The sequence below is a fragment of the Actinokineospora lacus genome (assembly GCF_053813445.1).
Genome location: NZ_JBQERA010000015.1, coordinates 1 through 18,188 on the forward strand (window position 1 = coordinate 1; position 18,188 = coordinate 18,188).

At 68.6% G+C, this 18,188-nt stretch carries 17 protein-coding genes and 1 pseudogene; 7 read left to right on the plus strand and 11 right to left on the minus strand.

Annotated elements, in window-relative coordinates; genetic code table 11:
• From ACTG9Q_RS28845 to ACTG9Q_RS28860, 4 genes and pseudogenes are all read left to right on the plus strand, one after another.
• Positions 1-109: pseudogene (locus ACTG9Q_RS28845) on the plus strand (IS5/IS1182 family transposase); the annotation flags it as partial.
• Between the two features lie 496 nt (positions 110-605).
• On the plus strand, positions 606-1,001 hold the full coding sequence (locus tag ACTG9Q_RS28850) for a hypothetical protein (RefSeq protein ID WP_455576075.1): 396 nt from the start codon (positions 606-608) through the stop codon (positions 999-1,001).
• A gap of 469 nt (positions 1,002-1,470) precedes the next feature.
• Positions 1,471-2,238, plus strand: a complete 768-nt coding sequence (locus ACTG9Q_RS28855) for a DinB family protein (protein WP_455576076.1) — start codon at positions 1,471-1,473, stop codon at positions 2,236-2,238.
• A 1,068-nt stretch (positions 2,239-3,306) separates the two neighbouring features.
• Positions 3,307-4,275, plus strand: coding sequence for a helix-turn-helix domain-containing protein (locus ACTG9Q_RS28860; protein ID WP_455576077.1), 969 nt, complete (start codon positions 3,307-3,309; stop codon positions 4,273-4,275).
• A 505-nt stretch (positions 4,276-4,780) separates the two neighbouring features.
• Here the strand turns inward: ACTG9Q_RS28860 and ACTG9Q_RS28865 are convergent.
• The 3 genes from ACTG9Q_RS28865 to ACTG9Q_RS28875 all read right to left on the minus strand — a co-directional run bounded on the left by ACTG9Q_RS28865 (position 4,781) and on the right by ACTG9Q_RS28875 (position 6,210).
• On the minus strand, positions 4,781-5,254 hold the full coding sequence (locus ACTG9Q_RS28865) for an SRPBCC family protein (RefSeq protein WP_455576078.1): 474 nt from the start codon (positions 5,252-5,254) through the stop codon (positions 4,781-4,783).
• Complete coding sequence (locus ACTG9Q_RS28870; RefSeq protein WP_455576079.1) at positions 5,251-5,607, minus strand: metalloregulator ArsR/SmtB family transcription factor; 357 nt, start codon at positions 5,605-5,607, stop codon at positions 5,251-5,253. The genes ACTG9Q_RS28865 and ACTG9Q_RS28870 overlap by 4 nt, the downstream gene beginning before the upstream one ends.
• An 81-nt stretch (positions 5,608-5,688) precedes the next feature.
• Positions 5,689-6,210 (minus strand): hypothetical protein, encoded by a 522-nt coding sequence (locus ACTG9Q_RS28875; protein ID WP_455576080.1) that lies wholly within the window; start codon positions 6,208-6,210, stop codon positions 5,689-5,691.
• 438 nt (positions 6,211-6,648) lie between these two features.
• Here ACTG9Q_RS28875 and ACTG9Q_RS28880 point away from each other — a divergent pair, with 438 nt between their 5' ends.
• A complete protein-coding gene (locus ACTG9Q_RS28880) occupies positions 6,649-7,080 on the plus strand; it encodes a DeoR family transcriptional regulator (protein WP_455576081.1) in 432 nt (143 codons plus the stop codon).
• Positions 7,081-7,558: 478 nt separating this feature from the next.
• On the plus strand, positions 7,559-7,786 hold the full coding sequence (locus ACTG9Q_RS28885; RefSeq protein WP_455576082.1) for a hypothetical protein: 228 nt from the start codon (positions 7,559-7,561) through the stop codon (positions 7,784-7,786).
• Between the two features lie 397 nt (positions 7,787-8,183).
• Here the strand turns inward: ACTG9Q_RS28885 and ACTG9Q_RS28890 are convergent, their stop codons facing one another.
• The 7 genes from ACTG9Q_RS28890 to arsL form a co-directional block, all read right to left on the minus strand.
• Positions 8,184-9,464: a hypothetical protein gene (locus ACTG9Q_RS28890; RefSeq protein ID WP_455576083.1), complete on the minus strand. Its 1,281-nt coding sequence runs from the start codon at positions 9,462-9,464 to the stop codon at positions 8,184-8,186.
• 266 nt (positions 9,465-9,730) lie between these two features.
• Complete coding sequence (locus ACTG9Q_RS28895; RefSeq protein WP_455576084.1) at positions 9,731-10,615, minus strand: helix-turn-helix domain-containing GNAT family N-acetyltransferase; 885 nt, start codon at positions 10,613-10,615, stop codon at positions 9,731-9,733.
• Between the two features lie 60 nt (positions 10,616-10,675).
• Complete coding sequence (locus ACTG9Q_RS28900; RefSeq protein WP_455576085.1) at positions 10,676-11,743, minus strand: permease; 1,068 nt, start codon at positions 11,741-11,743, stop codon at positions 10,676-10,678.
• Between the two features lie 28 nt (positions 11,744-11,771).
• Positions 11,772-12,551, minus strand: coding sequence for an arsenite methyltransferase (gene arsM, locus ACTG9Q_RS28905; protein ID WP_455576086.1), 780 nt, complete (start codon positions 12,549-12,551; stop codon positions 11,772-11,774).
• Between the two features lie 29 nt (positions 12,552-12,580).
• A complete protein-coding gene (locus tag ACTG9Q_RS28910) occupies positions 12,581-13,684 on the minus strand; it encodes a GTP-binding protein (protein ID WP_455576087.1) in 1,104 nt (367 codons plus the stop codon).
• A 14-nt stretch (positions 13,685-13,698) separates the two neighbouring features.
• The gene (locus ACTG9Q_RS28915) at positions 13,699-14,955 is read right to left on the minus strand and encodes a GNAT family N-acetyltransferase (RefSeq protein ID WP_455576088.1); all 1,257 of its coding nucleotides are present in this window, start codon (positions 14,953-14,955) and stop codon (positions 13,699-13,701) included.
• Positions 14,956-14,980: 25 nt separating this feature from the next.
• Positions 14,981-16,231 carry an arsinothricin biosynthesis radical SAM protein ArsL gene (arsL, locus tag ACTG9Q_RS28920; RefSeq protein ID WP_455576089.1) on the minus strand — a complete coding sequence of 417 codons (1,251 nt, stop codon included), beginning with the start codon at positions 16,229-16,231 and terminating at the stop codon, positions 14,981-14,983.
• Positions 16,232-16,674: 443 nt separating this feature from the next.
• On the opposite strand from arsL, the gene ACTG9Q_RS28925 reads away from it, so the two are divergent.
• The gene (locus ACTG9Q_RS28925) at positions 16,675-17,007 is read left to right on the plus strand and encodes an ArsR/SmtB family transcription factor (protein ID WP_455576090.1); all 333 of its coding nucleotides are present in this window, start codon (positions 16,675-16,677) and stop codon (positions 17,005-17,007) included.
• Between the two features lie 5 nt (positions 17,008-17,012).
• Here the strand turns inward: ACTG9Q_RS28925 and ACTG9Q_RS28930 are convergent, their stop codons facing one another.
• Complete coding sequence (locus tag ACTG9Q_RS28930) at positions 17,013-18,026, minus strand: anion permease (RefSeq protein WP_455576091.1); 1,014 nt, start codon at positions 18,024-18,026, stop codon at positions 17,013-17,015.
• Positions 18,027-18,188: the final 162 nt, after the last annotated feature.

Below are 18,188 nucleotides of genomic sequence, written 5' to 3' on the forward strand. Positions count from 1 at the left end.
CCAGTACAAACGCCTACGCACCCGCTGGGAACGACGAGCAGACCTGCATCAGGGATTACTGTCCCTGGGCTGCGCGATGATCTGCTACCGACGCCTCTACTCATTCTGACAGGAGCTCTAAAGGAGGGGGCGCTTACCTGCAGGCGATCTCGACTGGAGCGGGCGCAGCGATCGAGAACGGCCGCACAGCCAAAGATGTACTCGGATGGATAGTCGCTGGAGTCACTGGTGCCGCTGTTACTGGCGTTATTGGTAACCGAGTCGACGCTCTCGTTGTGAGCACGTGGACCTGGCTGACTTCCTCATCATCTGGCCAATCTCTCCTCGACTCTCAGATTGATTCGATCATGAGCGCCGGGTCGGGGAATGGGGGATTTCTGGACTCAGTTGTCGATGTGACAGGCCTTAATATCGACTAACGAACAGGTGATCACGTGCTGGGTATCGTGCTCGGCGGAGTTATCTTCACAACATTGCTGAGTGGCCACACCTGGTACGTGGCGGTCCTTCTAGCGATACCTCTGTACCTAGGTGTGAACTTGCTTCTCATTGTCCTATGTAGGGGAGGGCTTCGCCGGCTAATCTTTCTTAGCAGGCTTCGGCGGATGATCGCCGACAGACTTCCTGATGACTCGATCCTGGTGTGCAGCAAAGCCGACGAGGGCAAGAGGGTGCAATTGGTCCACTTCGATCGCACAAAGCAGGCCGAGGTCTTGCTCGATGCATGGAGTGGGCGGATTCTCGTGTGGAACGGCGGCCCTCGCTCAGGGCGGAGAGTCAAGGATAGCGCTCGACGCCAGTTTCGTTTTGGCGTGGCGGTGTTCATCGTGCTCATGATCCCGGCGTTCGCCTTTAGTATTTGGTTCGGGTTTCAGCAGCACTGGGGAGGATTTATATTCGGCGCTTTTGTCCTGCTCACAAACTTCGTCACATATCTTTTACTCCTGCCAGACTATCTAGCCGAGCCGGTTGTCGAAGTTGTCGAGGCAATCCTCGACTGATCATCGTCGCCCAGCGCGCCGTCAGCGCGATCTCCACCGGTGCCCCTGCTGGCAGGTCGGTCTTGGATAAGCGATGATTTGACGCCTTACCGTGTCGTGACCAACGTACGAACATCGGCAAGAGCGGACATTGAGACGCGCGGATCGCGGCAGAAGAGTGCGTTCCCGTTGACGAAGGAACGTCGTTGCAGGTGTGGGCCGGTCGGTCCTAATCGCGCGGTGGAACTCGACCCGGGATACTTCGGTCATCTGTACGAAGGCTTGCTCGCTCACGATGACGGCGTCTGCAGGCGTCGGGCGTATGAAGCCGGGCCGGTGTGCGGGCGCGAGCGCCACAGCACTTTACGACGCCACCGTGGCCACGACCTCGACGCCGTACTTCACCTTCCGTGGCGGGCCCGACCACTGCCGAACGTGGAAGTCTGGGCAGCCCCTGGCGCGGGCGGGACGGGTGAGCGAGACTGCTTCGATGGTTTCCGAATACGTCCAGAGCGACCAATTCCGCGGTGCTCGCATCCACCTGTGCAACCTCGCCGGCCTCGAGATCCGCGATTGCGAGGTGAACGGTCTGAAGATCGTCGACTGCTACGGCAGCGACGTCTACCTCGGTGGGTACTTCGAGCGCCTCGTCGTCAACGACGTCGATGTGACCGCCTATGTCGAGGCCGAGCTCGACCGCAGGCACCCCGCGCGGGTGCTGGCGCGGGATGCGGCTTCTCCCGAGGACTACCGGGCTGCTTGGGACGCCATCGAGGCTTTGTGGGGCGCGACGCTCGATCGGGCGAGGCTGTTGCCCGGGGCCACACTGCACGAGCAGGTCGACGGCGAGTGGTCATTCGTCGAGACACAACGGCATCTGCTGTTCGCCTGCGATGCCTGGCTCGGCAACGCGGTGCTCGAGGAGGAAGCGCCGTACCACCCGTTGGGTTTCCCCGCCGGGGGGACGCCGCCCGAGGAGGCGGTGAAGCTCGGCCTTACTCTCGAAGCCACCCCGACGCTCGAGGAGGTGCTCGCGCCGCGGCTCGCCCGCATGGCCGCGATGCGGCGTGTCGTCGACGGGCTCACCGCGGCCGAGCTCGACCGGGTAAGCGGTCGCAAACCAGCGGACATGTATCCCGAGCAGGAGTACGTCGTGCGCCGCTGCCTCAAGGTGGTGCTGAAGGAAGAAGCCGAGCACCACCGATACGCCGTGCGCGACCTAGCGGTGCTCGAGGCAGGTGTGCCTGAACCGCAGTAGTTCCGCGTGGACCCGACCAAGTGGCGACGCGGTGTAGCCGCGAATGACCGCACACTCATCGGCAAGAGCGGACGTTGGCGGCATGACAATCTGGGCCATGGGGCAATGAGTTAGTCCAGCCGAGTGACATCGGGAAGCCACCTGATAGTCGCCATGCGGCACTCTTGGCTATGTCGCGTCACAGTGCGAGTTGTGTGTCCTCTACCAGGGTGCCAACGTGATCCGCTGGTGAGTCCCGTTCCCATCCTTGGTACTCCGCCGGTGAACCGGACACTCTCGGCGGGTCGATGTGATCGCCGATGTCGGGTCATGGAAGTCGGTGCAGCAAAACGGTTGTAGCGACCGAACGGCCGGTGACCGGCACGGTGCCCTCGGAGGTGCGATGGTGTCGATGGAGTGGGCACAGACAGCGCGGACACCACGAGCGCGGACCCGGTTGACGCAGGCGGTCTGGTGCCGGATTGGTACGCGGATCCGCTGTCACAGGTTGTGTGGATGTGGTGGGGCGGAGTTTGGCGCGTGGCAGTGGTGTGCTGATGCGGCCGCGGCGGTGTTGAGGATGGTGAGGTCGGCGTGGCGGTCGCGGTACCCGGATTCCAGTTGCTCGTAGCGGGCGAAGCGGGCGAGATGCACGTGGAGGGCATGGAGCCAGTGGGCCTGTCCGGCGCGTACACAGGTCGGAACGAAACAGTGTCTGGACCACGGCGCGCCGCACCTGCGTGTCGGCCTGGTGACGCGGCGGCGCTTTCTGAGACTCATGCAGCCAAGAAGAGGGGCCCGCGTGACGTTGCAGATGGGGACCGAGCGCGAGGTCGACGCGGTACGGTTCCCGCAGTGGGGCCGTCTCGGCAGCGACCATGCCACCTGAGCAACGGCCCAAAACTCGCTCTCGGCGGCCAACGCGGCCGCATCGAACACCGCGGCCTGATGCTCGACCTCATGCCTGGCGCGGTAACCACGCTTTCGAACGTACCGAGTCCGTGTTTCGTGCGCTCACAGTCAAGCCGGGACCGGCCCAACCGACCGATAATTGTGGGGTTCCGGCGATTTCGAGTCAGAGGGGCGGCCATGCAGATGAAGATGCTGTACGACACCAGAAACGTTCATCCGCTCGACCGGTACGACTACTACCAGGCGGCCTCCGCCACCGAAGTGGCCCCGGTGGCCGTCAACGGGCGGGCACCCGGCCGCCTTCTCGCCGTGATGTCGATGGCCAGGATCGGCGACCTCGAACTCGAACACGTCACCGTGTCAGCCGACGCCCAGCTCGTGTGCAGGCGGACCCAACGCCTCATCCAGGCCCGCGACCCGGAGTGCTACCGCGTCTTCCTGTGCGCCAGCGGCCTGATTCTCGGTAAACAGGAAGACAGACCGGTCCCGCTCAGAGCCAACGACATGACCCTGTTCGACCTGTCCAAACCCTGCGACAGCACGCATGGCACAGAACCCACGCCGATGCAGGCAATCATGCTCTCCATCCCCCGATCCCAGGTGCCCGTCCCCCGCGCCGCCGTCCGTCCCCTGACCAGCACCCACGTCCCGAGGTCCCTGCCAGGACGAAGCCTGATCACACAGTTCCTCCTGGGGCTCGACCCCACCCTGCCGGCGCCCGATCCCGCACTTGAGGACGTCCTGCGCGAGAGCATCACCGGCCTGATCCAGGTATGGCTGGGCCTGCCGAGCGGAATCAGCCCTCACACGCGCCAGACCCTGCGGATCGCCTACCTCAGCAACCTCATCCGCCGCCACCTCGGCGATCCCGGTCTGAACCTCGAACAGCTCGCCAGGGCCGCACACCTGTCACCGCGGTCCCTGAACCAGCTGTTCCACGACAGCGACCTCACGCCCATGCGCCTGGTCAAACAGCTGCGCCTGCACGAATGCCACCGCAGCCTCATGGACCCGACCACGGCCAACACCCCCATCAAGGACCTCATCACCGCGCACGGCTACCTGCGACCGGACCAGTTCGCCCGCGACTTCAAGCAGCAGTTCGGTATCACCGCAAGCCAAGCCCGCGTCCGGCACACACGGTGAGCGGCATGTGGCCCGTTCTGTTCGGCGACGCCGTCCCATGGGTGGCCGTGATAGCGACCCTGCTCCTGGTTCTCGCCACCACACTGCTGATCATCCACCAAGTCCGCACCAGCGACGGCGACATGTCCGTCCGGCTGCGCTGGCTGGGTCTACACGTGCAGCGCAACACACCATCCCGAACACCACAGACCCCGCTGCTGGCTCCAACTCCGACGGGCCGTGACATCCAGCCCCGGCCCGCCGCACGACGGCGCCAGCCACCCATGTGAGCACACCGATCACATCGTGACCGTGAGCCTAACGACCTCGTGCATGGTTGAGTTGGGCGGAAGGTGGGATGGTTTGGGTGCGTCGGTCTATCGTGTTGCTTGTTCGGCGCGGTCTTGGTGTTGGTGGCCGGACTGCTCTCCGACCACCAACACCAAGACCGCATCGAACCAACAGCGCGGTAGCCCGGCACGCTCGACACACCACCGTCTGCCCGCCCCAACCATGCACGAGGTCTTTAGCGCAGGTTCTCGAAGTATGGCTTCATTGCTGGGTAGTAGTCGTCGAAGGATGGTTGGGGTGTGTTGTTGCGGGAGGCGACGAGCAGGTCTAGGTAGTACTCCCAGCCTGGGCCGACTTCGCCGACGGAGTTGAGGTTTTCCAGGTGGTGTACCAGTTTCAGTTCCGTTGTGCCGTCGGTTTCGGCGAGCAGCAGTTCCAGGTGCCAGTTTCCGGCTTCGTCGTTCATGGACAGTGAGAGCCTGTTGGGGGCGTCGCACGTGTTGATCTGGGCTTCGCACCATGGCTCGCCGTCTTCGAAGCCGAGTTGGACCTTGATTGTGCCGCCGGGTCGGGCGTCGCCCTCCCAGGCGCCGAACCAGCGCGCTGTCCGTTCGGGCTCGGTGACGCTGGCCCACACGTCCTGGGCGGATGCGCGGAAACTGCGGGTGAGAACCAGGTCGGTGCCGTGCAACCTGCCGGTGGGGGTCATGCCGTGTGCTCCTCGGGAAGTTCTGGACTGGTGCGCCGGTCTCGGCGCGTGCGGTGGACCTCGGTCTCCAGGGCGTCGAGGCGTCGTTCCCATGCCGATGGCGTGCCGAACCGTGCGATCCAGTTCGCGATGTCGGCCAGTGGGGCGGTGTCGAGGGCGTAGAGGCGCTGTCTGCCGACAGCGTCGTCGCGCACCAGCCCGCTCTCCCTGAGCACCCGCAGGTGCCGCGACACCGCGGGCCTGCTGATCGCGAAGCGCTCGGCGATCACGCCCGCGGGCATGGGGCCGTGCCGCAACATCTCCAAGATGTTCCGGCGCACGGGGTCGGCGATCGCGCTCGCCACGAGGTCCACGACAGAAGCGTAACTTAGTGGTTACGCTTCATCAAGGGTCCTCTTTGCCGCGCCCGTCACTGCCGAGTTCTGACAGAGGTGTCAGGTCGCGACGAGGATTTGTGCGCCTGCTGCGCGTGAGCGGTCCAGGGCGGGTTTGTTCTGGGCGGAGCCGGTGATCAGGGCGTCGCAATCACCGAGTGTCAGCCATGGGCTGCCGCCCGTTGCCTCGAAGGCGTCTCCGGGGGACACCAGGACGATCCTGCGCGGGTCGGTTGACGCCAGGGTGGCGGTCGCGGCTCGTTGGCGATCCGTCAGGTGGACGCGGCCTCGCGAATCGATTCGGTGGCACGGTAGGAACGCGATGTCGACGGCTTTGGGCGGTCGCTCTGACTCGGCGTCTTCGGGGGGCACTAGCGAACCGTGCTGGAGGACGCCGCCGGGGACGCGGACCGTGAAGCGGTCGACGTGGTTGGCGAACTGCTTGCACGCGGACAGGTCGCCCGTGATGACGGTCAACTCCGTGACGTCGGTCCGCTCCACCAGCGCCGCGGCGAGTCCCGCGGATGCCTCGCCGCACGCCAACAGCACGGTGTCCGAGGCGCGCACCAGCGCGGCGGCCATCAAGAACACCTGGTCCACGGCGGGGCCCGCGGCTGACCGGTCCGTGGAGCCTTCGGCGGGCTTCGCGCCGCCCCACACGCGCCGAAGGCGCCCCGCGGCCTCCAGGTCGCGGAGGTCGCCCTCGACACCTCGAGTTCGCGGCTGAGCTCATCGACGCCGACGTACGCGGAGCGGGCGACGATGTCGAGGACGCGTCCTCGCCGGGCGTTGCGGTCCAGCGGCGTCCAGCCTGACAAGGTGACCTCTTCCCGCGTCTCGACCTCCGACAACGGGCGGCGCCGACGGCCGACGTACCCTGCGGACAGTCCTGCGCCCTCCTGGTCAGGGTGCCTGAGTGGGCATTACACAATGAACAGTAGCCGTTGCGCATTCAACCTTGCTACTTTCGGAAGGATGAACGCGCTATAGGGCGGCTTGCGATTAAAGGTCAGGGATCAGGTGGGAACGGAGAGCGAACCGGATGAGCTCACCCTCGCCGCGCGCCGCGCGCGCATAGTCGAGTTCGTCCGCCGGCACGGTTTCGTGCAGGTGCGGCGCCTGGCCGAGCTGCTCCACGTCTCCGAAGTGACGATCCGCCAAGACCTGCGAGCGCTGGACGAGTCGGGCGACGTCGCGCGGGTGCGCGGCGGGGCGAGGGCCACGCGGCCCAGGTCGGACCAGCGGGAGGAGGGCGCAGGCCCCGGCTCCGCCGTGGGGTTGATGGCCGCCGCGTTCGCCGCTCCGCGTCGCAGGTCTGAGGCTGTTCACCGCGTCATGAGAACGCCGTCCGCGATCAAGACGGGAAACAGACGGCGGGCCAACGATGCCCGCAGGTGCACGGTGGCGTCCGCTGAACTGCGAGTCCCGACGGCCGCCACGACGTGGGAATGATTCTTGGCGCCTGACGCAATGCCACCTCGTCCTGCTTCGGACGAGGGCAGCGGCGAACACATCGACTTCGCGCTCGCTGAAATTGAAGCACGTCTGCAGAGAGGCGAGGCCGAGCACGCTCTGCTGGAAGCACGCGCGCTGCTTCAGCGACTGCGCGACGAGGGCGCGCCCCCGGACGTGACGGTCCGGGCGATGTGCCAACTCGGCGGAGCGGGGCCTACACGCATCTCGGCCACTGCAGTGACGCGGTCGCGTTCCTCGACGCCGCCGCGGGGGAGGCGCGCTCGGCTGGGCTGGAGGCGGAAGTCGTGCGCATGGGGGTGACGGCCGCGGCGGTGCTGGCGGCAGGCGGACAGTCCGACGAGGCGTTGGGCCGGCTGAAATCGATCAAACGCGAACTCGGAACGCTCATGGAGTCCCGGACGACACGACGATGAAGGCGGTCCACAACTTCGCGTTCGTCAGCATGGACCTGTGATTGCACACCGTCGCGGAGACGTGGTTCGAGAGGCTCATCGGGATGCGGGAACATTTCGCGTCGCCGAGGACCGGACTGCATTCCTTGTCAGCCTACGCACGGCTGCGCGTCGAGATGGATCTGGTCGATCGCCACCACCACCGCGACGAGCAGGCGCTTCTGCAGTTCCGCGAAGCCTCGCGGCTCGGCCGCCTCCTGGTCGAGCAATCCGATGACGAGGTGCGCTGAGCGAGGTGAGTGAGAGCGATTCCCCGCCGGTGCGGAAGGCGTTCAGGAGTCTGAACGCCCTTTCCAGCACCGGCTCGCCCAGCAGTTGGCGCTCGCCTTTCACGGTTCGCGACTCCACGCCACACGATCCTGGGGTTCGGGGACCACGTCGGCCCAGACCCCGACGGCGATCTGTCATGCGGCCCTGTCCGCCTCTGCGGCGGCAGTGGCCGTCATGAAGGCGCAGCCGCGCGCCTTCCTTCCGAACTCTAGATGCTTACTTTCGAAATCGTTAAGACGGGCTTCGGATTGCCATGAACCATGGGCGAGCCCACGTACGGGCCCGCGGATGGCCGGCTCGCCCGCGACGCCTGAACCACGGGGTTGCCGGCGCGTCCGACCAGGGCCGGAACTCACCTCACCGGTTGATCCTCGCCTCCAGCGCACCACGGCGGGCGGCCACGTCACCAGGGTCATCGCCGAAGACGAGCAGTTGCAGCGTGGTCCGTCGGATCGGGTTGTCCGTGCGGGTGGAGTCGTGGCCGCCGATGGCGAGCAGGTCGCCCGCCGCCAACGCCGGGCGCAGCTCGGTCAGCAGCTCGGCCATCGGCGCGGAGGTGGTGAGCTTCACCGACTCGGTGGGCTGCTCGAGCGCGTCGGGGCGGACCGAGCGCAGGGCGAGCAGGGGGATCGATCCGCTGGTGATCCGGAAGTTCAGGTCGAGCATCACCAGGCGGTCACCGCGGGTCTGCGCGCAGTCCAGGCTGCACAGACCTCGGTATCCGACGTCGCCCGCCCGCTGGGCGACGGCGAGGCACTCGGCGAGCAGTTCCGCGGGCGGCGCGCTGACCAGCCCGAAGCGCCCGCCCACGTAGACACCGGCCGCGTCGACGCGCTGTTCGGTGACGGCGAGGAGCCGGGCCGTGCCGTCGGCTCCGATGCTGAGCTGGACGCCCCAGTTGCGGACGATGTCGAGGTACTCCTCGATCACGAACTCGCTGAGCAGGCCGGTGAACGCGGGCAGCGTGATCAGCTCGTCCGCCTGGTGCAGGTACACGTCGAGGCTGCCGCCGTGGGCGTCGTCGGTCGCGGCCTTGAGGACCCAGGACTTCTCTACCGGGGTCATCTCGGCGAGGCCGTCGCGCGGCACGACGACGCGGCGGGCTTGGAAGCGCGGGTCGACGAAGGTGCTGATGCTGGCCTTGTTGTTCAGGAAGCCGACGAGCCGCGCGGTCTTGAGCGCGCGTTCGTCGGGGCACAGCGCGGCGGGCTGCGGGTACTCCATGGCGATCAGCAGGCCCTCGTCCAGCGCCTGCGCGACGTGAACGGCGAACTCCGCCTCGCCGCGGAACTCGCGCAGGTCGGTGCCGACCGGCAGGCCGCCCTCGCGCAGCTGGGCCAGCAGTTCCGGGTCCGTGCCGCCCGCGCTGCAGATCACCGGGGTGTCGGCGGCGACGGCGACCGGGCGGGCGGAGAGCGTGTCGCGGCGGTCGCGGCTGGACGACGTGGCGACCTCCAGCGCGGGGCGCGCGCAGAGCGCGACTCCGGGGCCGTACACGTCGGTGAGCGAGCGGGGTGCGCCGACGGACGGCGGCAGGGCGAGGGAAAGGCTGATGGGAACTCCCGATGGGTGGGGAAGCAGCGCGAACGGCGGTGACCGGTCACGAGTGGCGAGCAGGCCGTACTGGGCGACGTCCACTACTGGGTCGGTGCTCGCGAGCCAGATTCGGCGAACCGTGGGCGGACAGCCCGGGGTGCGGGCCGCACCCCACCAGGGTGCCACGGTTTCGCGCCACCCACGGACAGCCATCCGGCTCCGGGGCATCCGCGCAGGTCAGGCCATGGGCAGTCACACACGGTAGCGCAGATCGATGCCCAGCCGGGCTCCCGGAGCCTCGGTCGGCGCTTCCCGGTCCACCTGTTCCAACCGGGGCCGCGGTGTCCACCGCGCCGAGCGACGGTGGGTCAGCAGAGGCAGGTGGGGGTGTCCTGGTCGCTGGGGTGTTCCTTGGCGGGGTTGACCCGGCGTTCGAGGGTGATGGTGTCGTGCCAGGCGTTGTTGTGGTGGGCGATGGCTTCGCGGATGCCGACTGTGCGGTAGCCGGCGGTGTGGTGGAGGGCGATGCTGGGGTGGTTCTCCGTGATTATCGAGGTTTGCAACGTCCAGAGGGCGGGGTCGGTTTCGGCGGCGGTGATCTGTTGGCGTAACAAGGCTTTGCCGATGCCTCGGCCGCGGTGGGTGGTGGTGACGTGGACGGTGGTCTCGGCCACGCCCGAGTAGCAGTCCCGGGTGGACGTGGGGCTGGCGGCGGTCCAGCCGACCACCTCGTCGCCGGTGACGGCGACCCAGCGGTGGTGGGGGAGCCACTTGGCGTCGAGGGCGGCGCGGTTGGGGACGGTGGTCTCGAAGGCGGCCAGGCCGTTGGCGACGCCCTCGGCGTAGATGCGGCGGACGGCGGGCCAGTCGTCGGCGTGCAGGGCGCGGACGGTGACGTCGGCGGGCAGGTCGGCGGGGTGGCACGAGCGGGGGCCGAGGAGGCCCATCACGGCGTCCGCGGCGTGGGGCAGGCCGGTGCAGCACGCGCGGTTGATGGTGACGACGGTGGCGGTGCCTTCCTTGCGGAGGCGGACGAACCCGACGTCGGCGAGCTTGCGCACGTGGAACGACGTGGTGGACTGGCTGATCCCCAGCACCTGGGTGAGAGCGCCGACGGTGAGGCCCCTGGGGGTGGTGGCGACGGCGTGCAGCAGGCGCAGGCGCACCGGCTCGGCGAGGCAGGCGAACCAGTCGGCGTAGGTGGCGGCGGCTTCTGCGGGCAGCGACTGGACCCGGGGCCGTTCAACCGTCATGGCACCCACTGTATCTAGCCGGATCGATGATTGTGAACGAGCGAGATGCCGGGGGCGTGGTCACATCCAGATGTTGGCTATATAGCCGATGGCGAGGGCGCCGAAGAAGCTGACGCCGAGGTAGAGCAGGAAGACCCGGTTGGTGACGATGGCCCGGACGGCGATCATGGCCGGGATGGTGGTGACCGCGCCGCCGAGGAGGAAGGCGACCGCCGCGGCGGGGTCCATGCCCTTCATCATGAGGCCGTCGATGATGGGGATGGCGCCGACTCCGTTGACGTACAACGGAACGCTGGCGGCGGCGGCGATCAGCACGGCGAAGGGGCCTGCGCCGACGATCGCGGAGATGGCGTTCTCCGGCACGTAGTAGACGATCAGGGCGTCGAGGAACAGGGCCAGCAGGAACCACTTGCCGAGGCTGACGGTGTCCTTGCCGATGTCCTTCAGCACCCCGAGGACGCTGGCCTCGCGGAAGTTGCGCTGGACCATGGGCCACCACGGCGTTCCGTCGTCGACCACCTCGGGCACGGTGCCGCAGCTCGACTCCGCCTTCGCCTCCCCGCCGCAGGACGGCTCCGGTTCGACGGGCGCCGACCCGCACGACGGGGCCTCGACGGGGGCGCCCGCCCCCACGGTGGCGGGCTGGGCGCTGCTGCACGCGGGCACCTCGGCCTTCGCCGCCGGGACCGGCCGCAGCACGTTCTTGAGGTACCCCCGCCGCTCCAGGGCCAGCACGACGAATCCGGCCGCCAGGCTCAGCGCCAGCGCCCCGAGCAGCCGGGCCACCGCGACCGGCATGCCCAGCTGGGCTGCGGTGAGGCCGAAGATCTCCGGGTCCATGGACGGCGAGGCCACCCAGAACGCCATGACCGCCGAGAGCGGCACCCCGACCGCCAGGAACCGCCGGATCAGCGGGATGACGGTGAAGGAGCAGAACGGGCTGAAGGCGCCGATCGCCGTCGTCGCGATGATCGCGACAGCGCCTCGGCCCGCGAACGCCCGCCGGGCCAGGATGTCCAGTGCCAGGAGGCTGGCCAGGACGCCAAGGCCGACGGCGAGCATGAACCACGGGACGAGCCCGATGGCCTCGTGCCACATGAACTTCAGGATCGTGACTACGTGGTCCACAACGTCCCCCCACTCGTGCTCGCCGTCCTCACCCGCAGCAGCCCGCGCTCTCGGCGGCGTCGAGCACCGGCGCCTCGGCGGGTTTGACGGCCTGGACGATCGCGCCGTGCATGCCGTCGGCCACCGAGTGCGTCGCGGTCACGGTGACCTCGGTGAACCCGGCGGCGGCCAGCACCGAGCGGTACTCGGCGAAGGACAGCGCCCCGGCGATGCACTCGGCGTGCCCGCCGCGCTCGGCGCGGTCGGCGGGGGTCAGCGCGTCGTCGGCGACCACGTCGCTGATGCCGAGCCTGCCGCCGGGCTTGAGCACCCGGAACAGCTCGGTGAACACCGCGGGCTTGTCCAGCGACAGGTTGATCACGCAGTTGGAGATGGCGACGTCGACGGTGTCCGCGGGCAGGGGCACCGACTCGATCATGCCCCGGAGCAGCTCGACGTTGCCCACCCCGGCCGCCTGGACGTTCTTGCGGGCCAGCAGGAGCATCTCGTCGAGGAAGTCCAGGCCGTAGACCTTGCCGGTCGGGCCGACGCGGCGGGCGCTGAGGATGACGTCCGTGCCGCCGCCGGAGCCCAGGTCGAGCACGGTCTCGCCCGCGTTGAGGGCGGCCACCGCGGTGGGGTTGCCGCAGCCGAGGCTGGCCAGCAGTGCCTCGGCGGGCACCTCGTCCGGACCGATGTCGGCGTACTGGGACGCCCCGAACACCTCGGCGTCGTCCGGCGCGCAACACGCTGAACCCGCCGCGGCGGTCTGCGCCGCCGCCGTGTAGTGCTCGCGGACCTCGGCGAGCAGGTTCTCCTGCGTGCTCACAGTCGCTGTCTCCCCTTGCGTGGTGGTGTCTAGAGGGCTTCGCCGGCCGTCAGCCGGTGGACGGGCGTCGGGTAGCCGGGCTTGAAGGCGGCGCTGTCGGCGGTCTTCGAGCTGGTGCCGTGCGCGGCGTCGGCGTCGGCGACCGCGCGGGCCACGATGGCGTCCAGTTCGACGGGCTCGACGGCCACCCGGGCGTTGACGAACACCCGCGCGCCCGGCTCGGGCGACTCCACCGCCGCGTCCACGGCGGGCTCGGTCCCCGTCCCGGTGATGCTCAGCTTGGTCAGGCCGGTGCCGGAGTCCAGGGTGATCTTGGCATGGCCGACGACCGCGTCGCGCGCGGCGCACTCCTCGCCGATCTGCCGCAGCACGTCGCGTCCCCACACCAGCGGGATGACCCCGCTCGGCCCGGCGTCGAGGTCCAGCGTCAGGTTCAGCCAGCCCAGCTCGGCCTCGGCGGCCGCGTAGCGGTCGTAGTCGACGTCGAGGTCGCGGCCGACCCCAGCCTCGGAGTTCCACTCGCCCAGCACGTCGTCCAGCCCGGCGCCGGTCACCGCGGAGTACTCCACGACCCGGGCGTGCGGGAAGTGCCTGGCGATCGCGTCGCGGGTCGCGGCGAGCTTCTCGGCGGGCACGACGTCGGTCTTGCTGATCGCCACGACCTCGGCGTCCTCCAGCTGCTGGCGGAACAGGTAGGTCATGTCGCTCTCGGGCTCGCCGCGGTCCCACACCCGGCTGAAGGCCAGGAACCGCAACGGGTCCACGATCGTGGTCAGCGGCGCGACGGTGAAGGTGTCGCCGTAGAACTTGCGCAGCGGACGCACGACAGTGGCCTGCAGGTCGGTGCAGCTGCCCACGGCCTCGGCGATGACCACGTCCGGCCGGTGCCGCTCCACGAGGTCGGTGACCACGGAGACGAGGTCCTCGAACTTGCAGCAGAAGCAGCCGCCGGTGACCTCGCCGACGGAGCCGACGCGCTCCTGGGCGAGCCGGGTGTCGACCAGGTCGTCGCTCTGGTCGTTGGTGATGACGGAGACCTTCTTGCCCTCGGCCTCCCACCGCCTCGCCGCGGCGATCATCGAGGTGGTCTTGCCCGCGCCGAGGAACCCGCTCAGGGCCACGAACCGGATCACGGTGAACCTGCCTTTCAGCCGTTGCCGCAGCAGCTGTCGTCTGAGGTGTCGAGCAAATTGACCCCGGCCGCGCTGACGGGTTCCGCGCCGAACACCTCACGCCTGCGCTTGCCGAAGTCGGCCAGCCACGCCGCCGTCCTCGACCTCAGGGCCGGGTCGGTCATGACCAGGCCGGTGGTCACGCCGCGCGGCAGGCACCCGCGCAGCGCCTTGGCCTCGTGCGCGCCCGCGCCGCACTCCAAGTAGCGCAGGCCCTCGGCGTACGCCTCGCGGACGGGGGCGTCCAGGACGAGTCCGAAGTAGACCCCGCTGCGCTCGCCCAAGGAGGAGTAGTCGAACCCGGCCCACTTGATGAACAGGCGGTCGGTCTTGCGGATGGTCACGCAGCTGCCGACGGCGACGCCGTCCTTCATGGCGAGGTGGCAGCGGACGTCGACGCCCGCGTCGAGGAGGGCGTGCAGGTGGGCCTCGATGTGGCTGGGCTCCTCGCCCGCGCCGTTCTTCTCGCGGTTGAGGCAGGTCAGCTTGGCGACGCGGCCGACGTGCCCGCGCAGGTCGGCGCCGGTGACCCGCTCGATCACCACGCCCGCGGCGGCCACCCGGTCGACGTCCTCCTTGACCCGGCGGCGGCGCTTGGCGGGCAGCGCGGCGATGTGGGCGGCGTAGTCGGCGGCGTCGAGGCGCAGGTAGTCCTCGTAGCCCCAGAACGCCGTGCTGCCGCCGACGGCGGAGAACGCGTCCACCAGTTGCTCGTTGCCCGCGCGGTCGGGTATCCACGGCGCGACGACCGACTTGAAGCCCTGGGCGGCCGCGGACTTCACGGCGTGGTCGAGCAGGGCGGGGAACAGCGACTTGGTCCAGAACGTGAACGCCACCTCGCTGCGGTAGCCCAGCGGCGACCCGAGCACCAGGGCGGGGAAGAAGGCGTCAACGCCCAGGGAGTCCACTTCGGACACCGTGTCTGAGCAACTGGTGACCCCGCAGCACACCTCCTCGCCGGAGGAGCCCTGCCAGCCGAGGTAGGTGCGCGGGTCGAAGTCCACCGACGGCGGCGCGTCGAACACGAAACCCGGCAGGTAGGCGACCTCGCCGCGGGCGCGGTGGGCCACGGTGTGCCACGGGCGCGCGCCGTGCAGCGACGTCTCGGTCGCGGACAGCCAGGTCGGCCCGAGGTACGGCCACGCTTCCCTCAGGTCGCCGGACTCGTAGGCCCAGTCGCCCGCGGGCAGCGCGGCGCCCGACTCCACGGTGACGCGGTGCGCTCCACTCATCGCCGTACCCTCCCTCTCGCGGCGGTCAGCACTTCACGCAGCAGCGGACGGCGCCGACGTCCTCGGCGTTCTGCCTGCGCTCGACCCACAGCGCCTCGACCCTGGGGTCGGGGTGCTTCCACTCGACGTAGAAGCCGCGGTCGACGGTCTCGATGCCGTCCATCCACGGCGACCCCAGCAGCGGCGAACCCTTGAACAGCAGCAACCGGGTCTGCAGCGCCGTGGGGTGGGTGGTCTTGGACAGGCCGGTCTCGACCAGGAAGTCCTCGAAGGTCAGCAGTTCGTCGTAGCCGGTCCACGGGGTGAACGGGATGAACGTGGGGTTGATCTCGAACCCGATCCGCGCCGCCTCGGTGATCGCCCGCCGGGTGTCGACCATGTCGATGCCCTTGTCGAAGATCCGCAGGATGCGGTCGGACGGGAACTCCAGCGCCGAGGTCACCCGCCGCAATCCCAGCTCCACCAGGCGTTCCAGCTCGGCGGTGTAGTCGAGGATGTGATCGACGCGGGTGGTCATCTCGAAGGTGCACGGGCCGACCTCGGCCGTGACGCGCTCCACGACCTCGAGACCGAGCTTGCGGGAGTTGAAGAACTCCGCGTCGATGAAGCAGAAGTGCCGCACGCCCTCCTCGGCGAGTTGCAGCGCGTCGGCGACCACGGGCTCGATGTCGATGGGCGCGACGCCGCCGTCGTAGGCCCCGAACACCGAGCAGTAGGTGCACTTGTGGTGGCAGCCCCGGGTGGCCTCGATGTTGCCCATCAAGCCGAACGGCGTGTGGTGCGATCCGTAGTGGACGATCGACGGGAACAGCTCGCGGGCGGGCAGGCTCCACTTCATCCTGCGGTTCGGCGGCTTCGGGTTCAAGCCGTGCCTGCCGAGCAGGGCGGGGACGGCCGACAGCTCGATCGAGCCCGCGGCGGCGGCCACGAGGGCGTCGGCGACCTTCTCCGGCTCGTCGAACAGCACGCCGTCGCACACGGCGGTGAATTCCCCACTGTTCATCTGCGCGTACTGTCCGAACGTCACCACATAGGTGGCCTTGTCCTCGGCGCGCAGGCGTTTCGCCAGCGCCAGGCCGCGCTCCAGGCCCTCGTACTGCCCGACGCCGATCAGGACGAGGTCGAACCGGCCGACCGGCTCGGGCCGCGGGAAGACGTGAGCGTCCCAAGCGGACACTTCGGCGCCCGCGTCGCGCAGGGCGGCCGCGGCGCACGCCGAGACCAGCGGTTGCATCTCGGCCTCGAACGGCGAGACGACCAGGGCTTTTGGTGTCATGGTCAGGTGGCCTTCCCCTCCGACGGCGGCGATCCGCGCACGGTGACGTCAGTCTTCTCATCTTCATAGACCGATGTCAATGGAGTGGAATCACCGCACCCGAAAATGGTGATACTGGGAAGGGGAACCCACTGGTGATCCCACGTTCAGCGCAACAGCCCGGAGGCCATTCGGGTTAGCACCGGCACTTTTCCGCGTTATGCCGTCACTGGACGGCAGGCGGCGCGACGGGCGACCGGGCACTCGGCGCCTCGTGCCGCCTGCGCGCCTGGGCCACCGGGTGAGCCTATTGGACATTGACAGCACCCAATTCAGGACCGCTAATTACGTCCGACCCGCCCGAGCACCCGGCAGGAGGCCCGCATGGCCCGACAGTCGTCCCGCGCGCTCCTGGTCGAGGAAGTCGTTCTCCCGCACCAGCTCGCCCGCGCCCGGTGAACCCGGTGGCCGTTTCCCCCGCGGCGCTGACGTGGGACCAGGCCCAGGACGCGAGCGCCACCTTCAAAGCGCTGGCGCACCCGATCCGGCTGCTGATCGTCGCGCTCATCGCCCGGAGCCCCGGCGGCGAGGCGTGCGTCTGCGCGATCGCCGAGGCGTTCGAGGTCAGCGGTCCCACCGTGAGCCACCACCTCAAGACCCTCCGCGAGGCGGGCGTGCTCACCTCCCGCCGACGGGGCACCTGGCTCTTCTACCGGGTCGTGCCGGACAGCCTCGACTCGGTGATCGCCGTCCTCCCGCCCGTCGGCCCTCCGATCCAAGACCTCCGCTGGGAGTGAGGAAGTCATCGCAGCAGGAGGAAGGTGCACGCCGCGACCGCGCCGGTGATCGGCGGGGTCACCAGCCACGCGGTCGCGAACTGCCCGATCGTCTTGCGGTTGATCCTGCCGACGGACGTGCCCGCGCTGCCCGCGATCGCGCCGGTCGAGACGTGGGTCGTGGACATCGGCAGGCCCGCCGAGGCGCCCAGCCCCACCAGCAGCGCGGTGGTGAGGTTGGCGGTGAACCCCTCCCGGTGGCTCATGGTGACCACGTCCTTGGCCAGGCGTTCGGCGACCCGCATGCCGCCGACGACCGAGCCCAGCGCCATCGCGGCGGCCACGACCAGCACGATGTGCCACGGCTGGAACCCCGCCGGGATCAGGGCGAAAGCGCCGATCGCCACGATCTTCGGTGTGTCGTTGAGCCCGCGGGCGAAGCAGGCGAGGCCGCTGGTGACCCAGTGCGCGCCGCCGATCAGGCGGTCCAGCCGACGGGTGCCCGTCTCCGGGTTCCCGACGGTGTCCGCCCTGGCCGTGCCGGGGCCGTCGGCGCGGGCCTTCGCGCCCCGGCCGCGCATCGCCAGCGCCAGGAGTGCCGACAGCACGTAGGCGGCGAAGACGCTCAGGAGCAGCGGCTGCACGACTTTGAGCAGCAGGGTTTCCCAGCGCACGGACTCGGCCGCGAAAAGCACACCGGCGCCGAGAAGGGAGCCCACAAGGGCGTGCGTCGTGGAAACGGGGAGCCGCAATAACGTCGCCAACGCGACCCACGCGGACGTGCCGACCAGCACGGCGATGGTAAAGGCGGTCGTGGGGTCCGCGGAGACGATCCCTTTGGAGAACAGGGCGGTCATCCGTGAGGCCAGTTGCAGCGAGACCAGGCAGCCCACCAGCGTTGTCACGGTTCCCCAGAGGATGGCGGTCCGGAAGCGGGTGACGCCCGCGCCCGCCAGCGTGGCCACTCCTTTGGGGACGTCATTGCTCCCGTTGACGGCCGCGAGAAATGCGACCAATACCAGAACGACAGCGACGGTCATGATGCCATCCCCTCTGAATTCGAGGGAACCGTAGCATTAACGAAGGGTAAATCCGCAATAGACCGGTGAGCCTATTCTTATTTAGACGTCCGTCAAAGTTGACGCCTTCATGGGGTGTGGTCCGCCCCGACTTCGCTAGGCCGTTCGGGGAAGGGTTGGGCG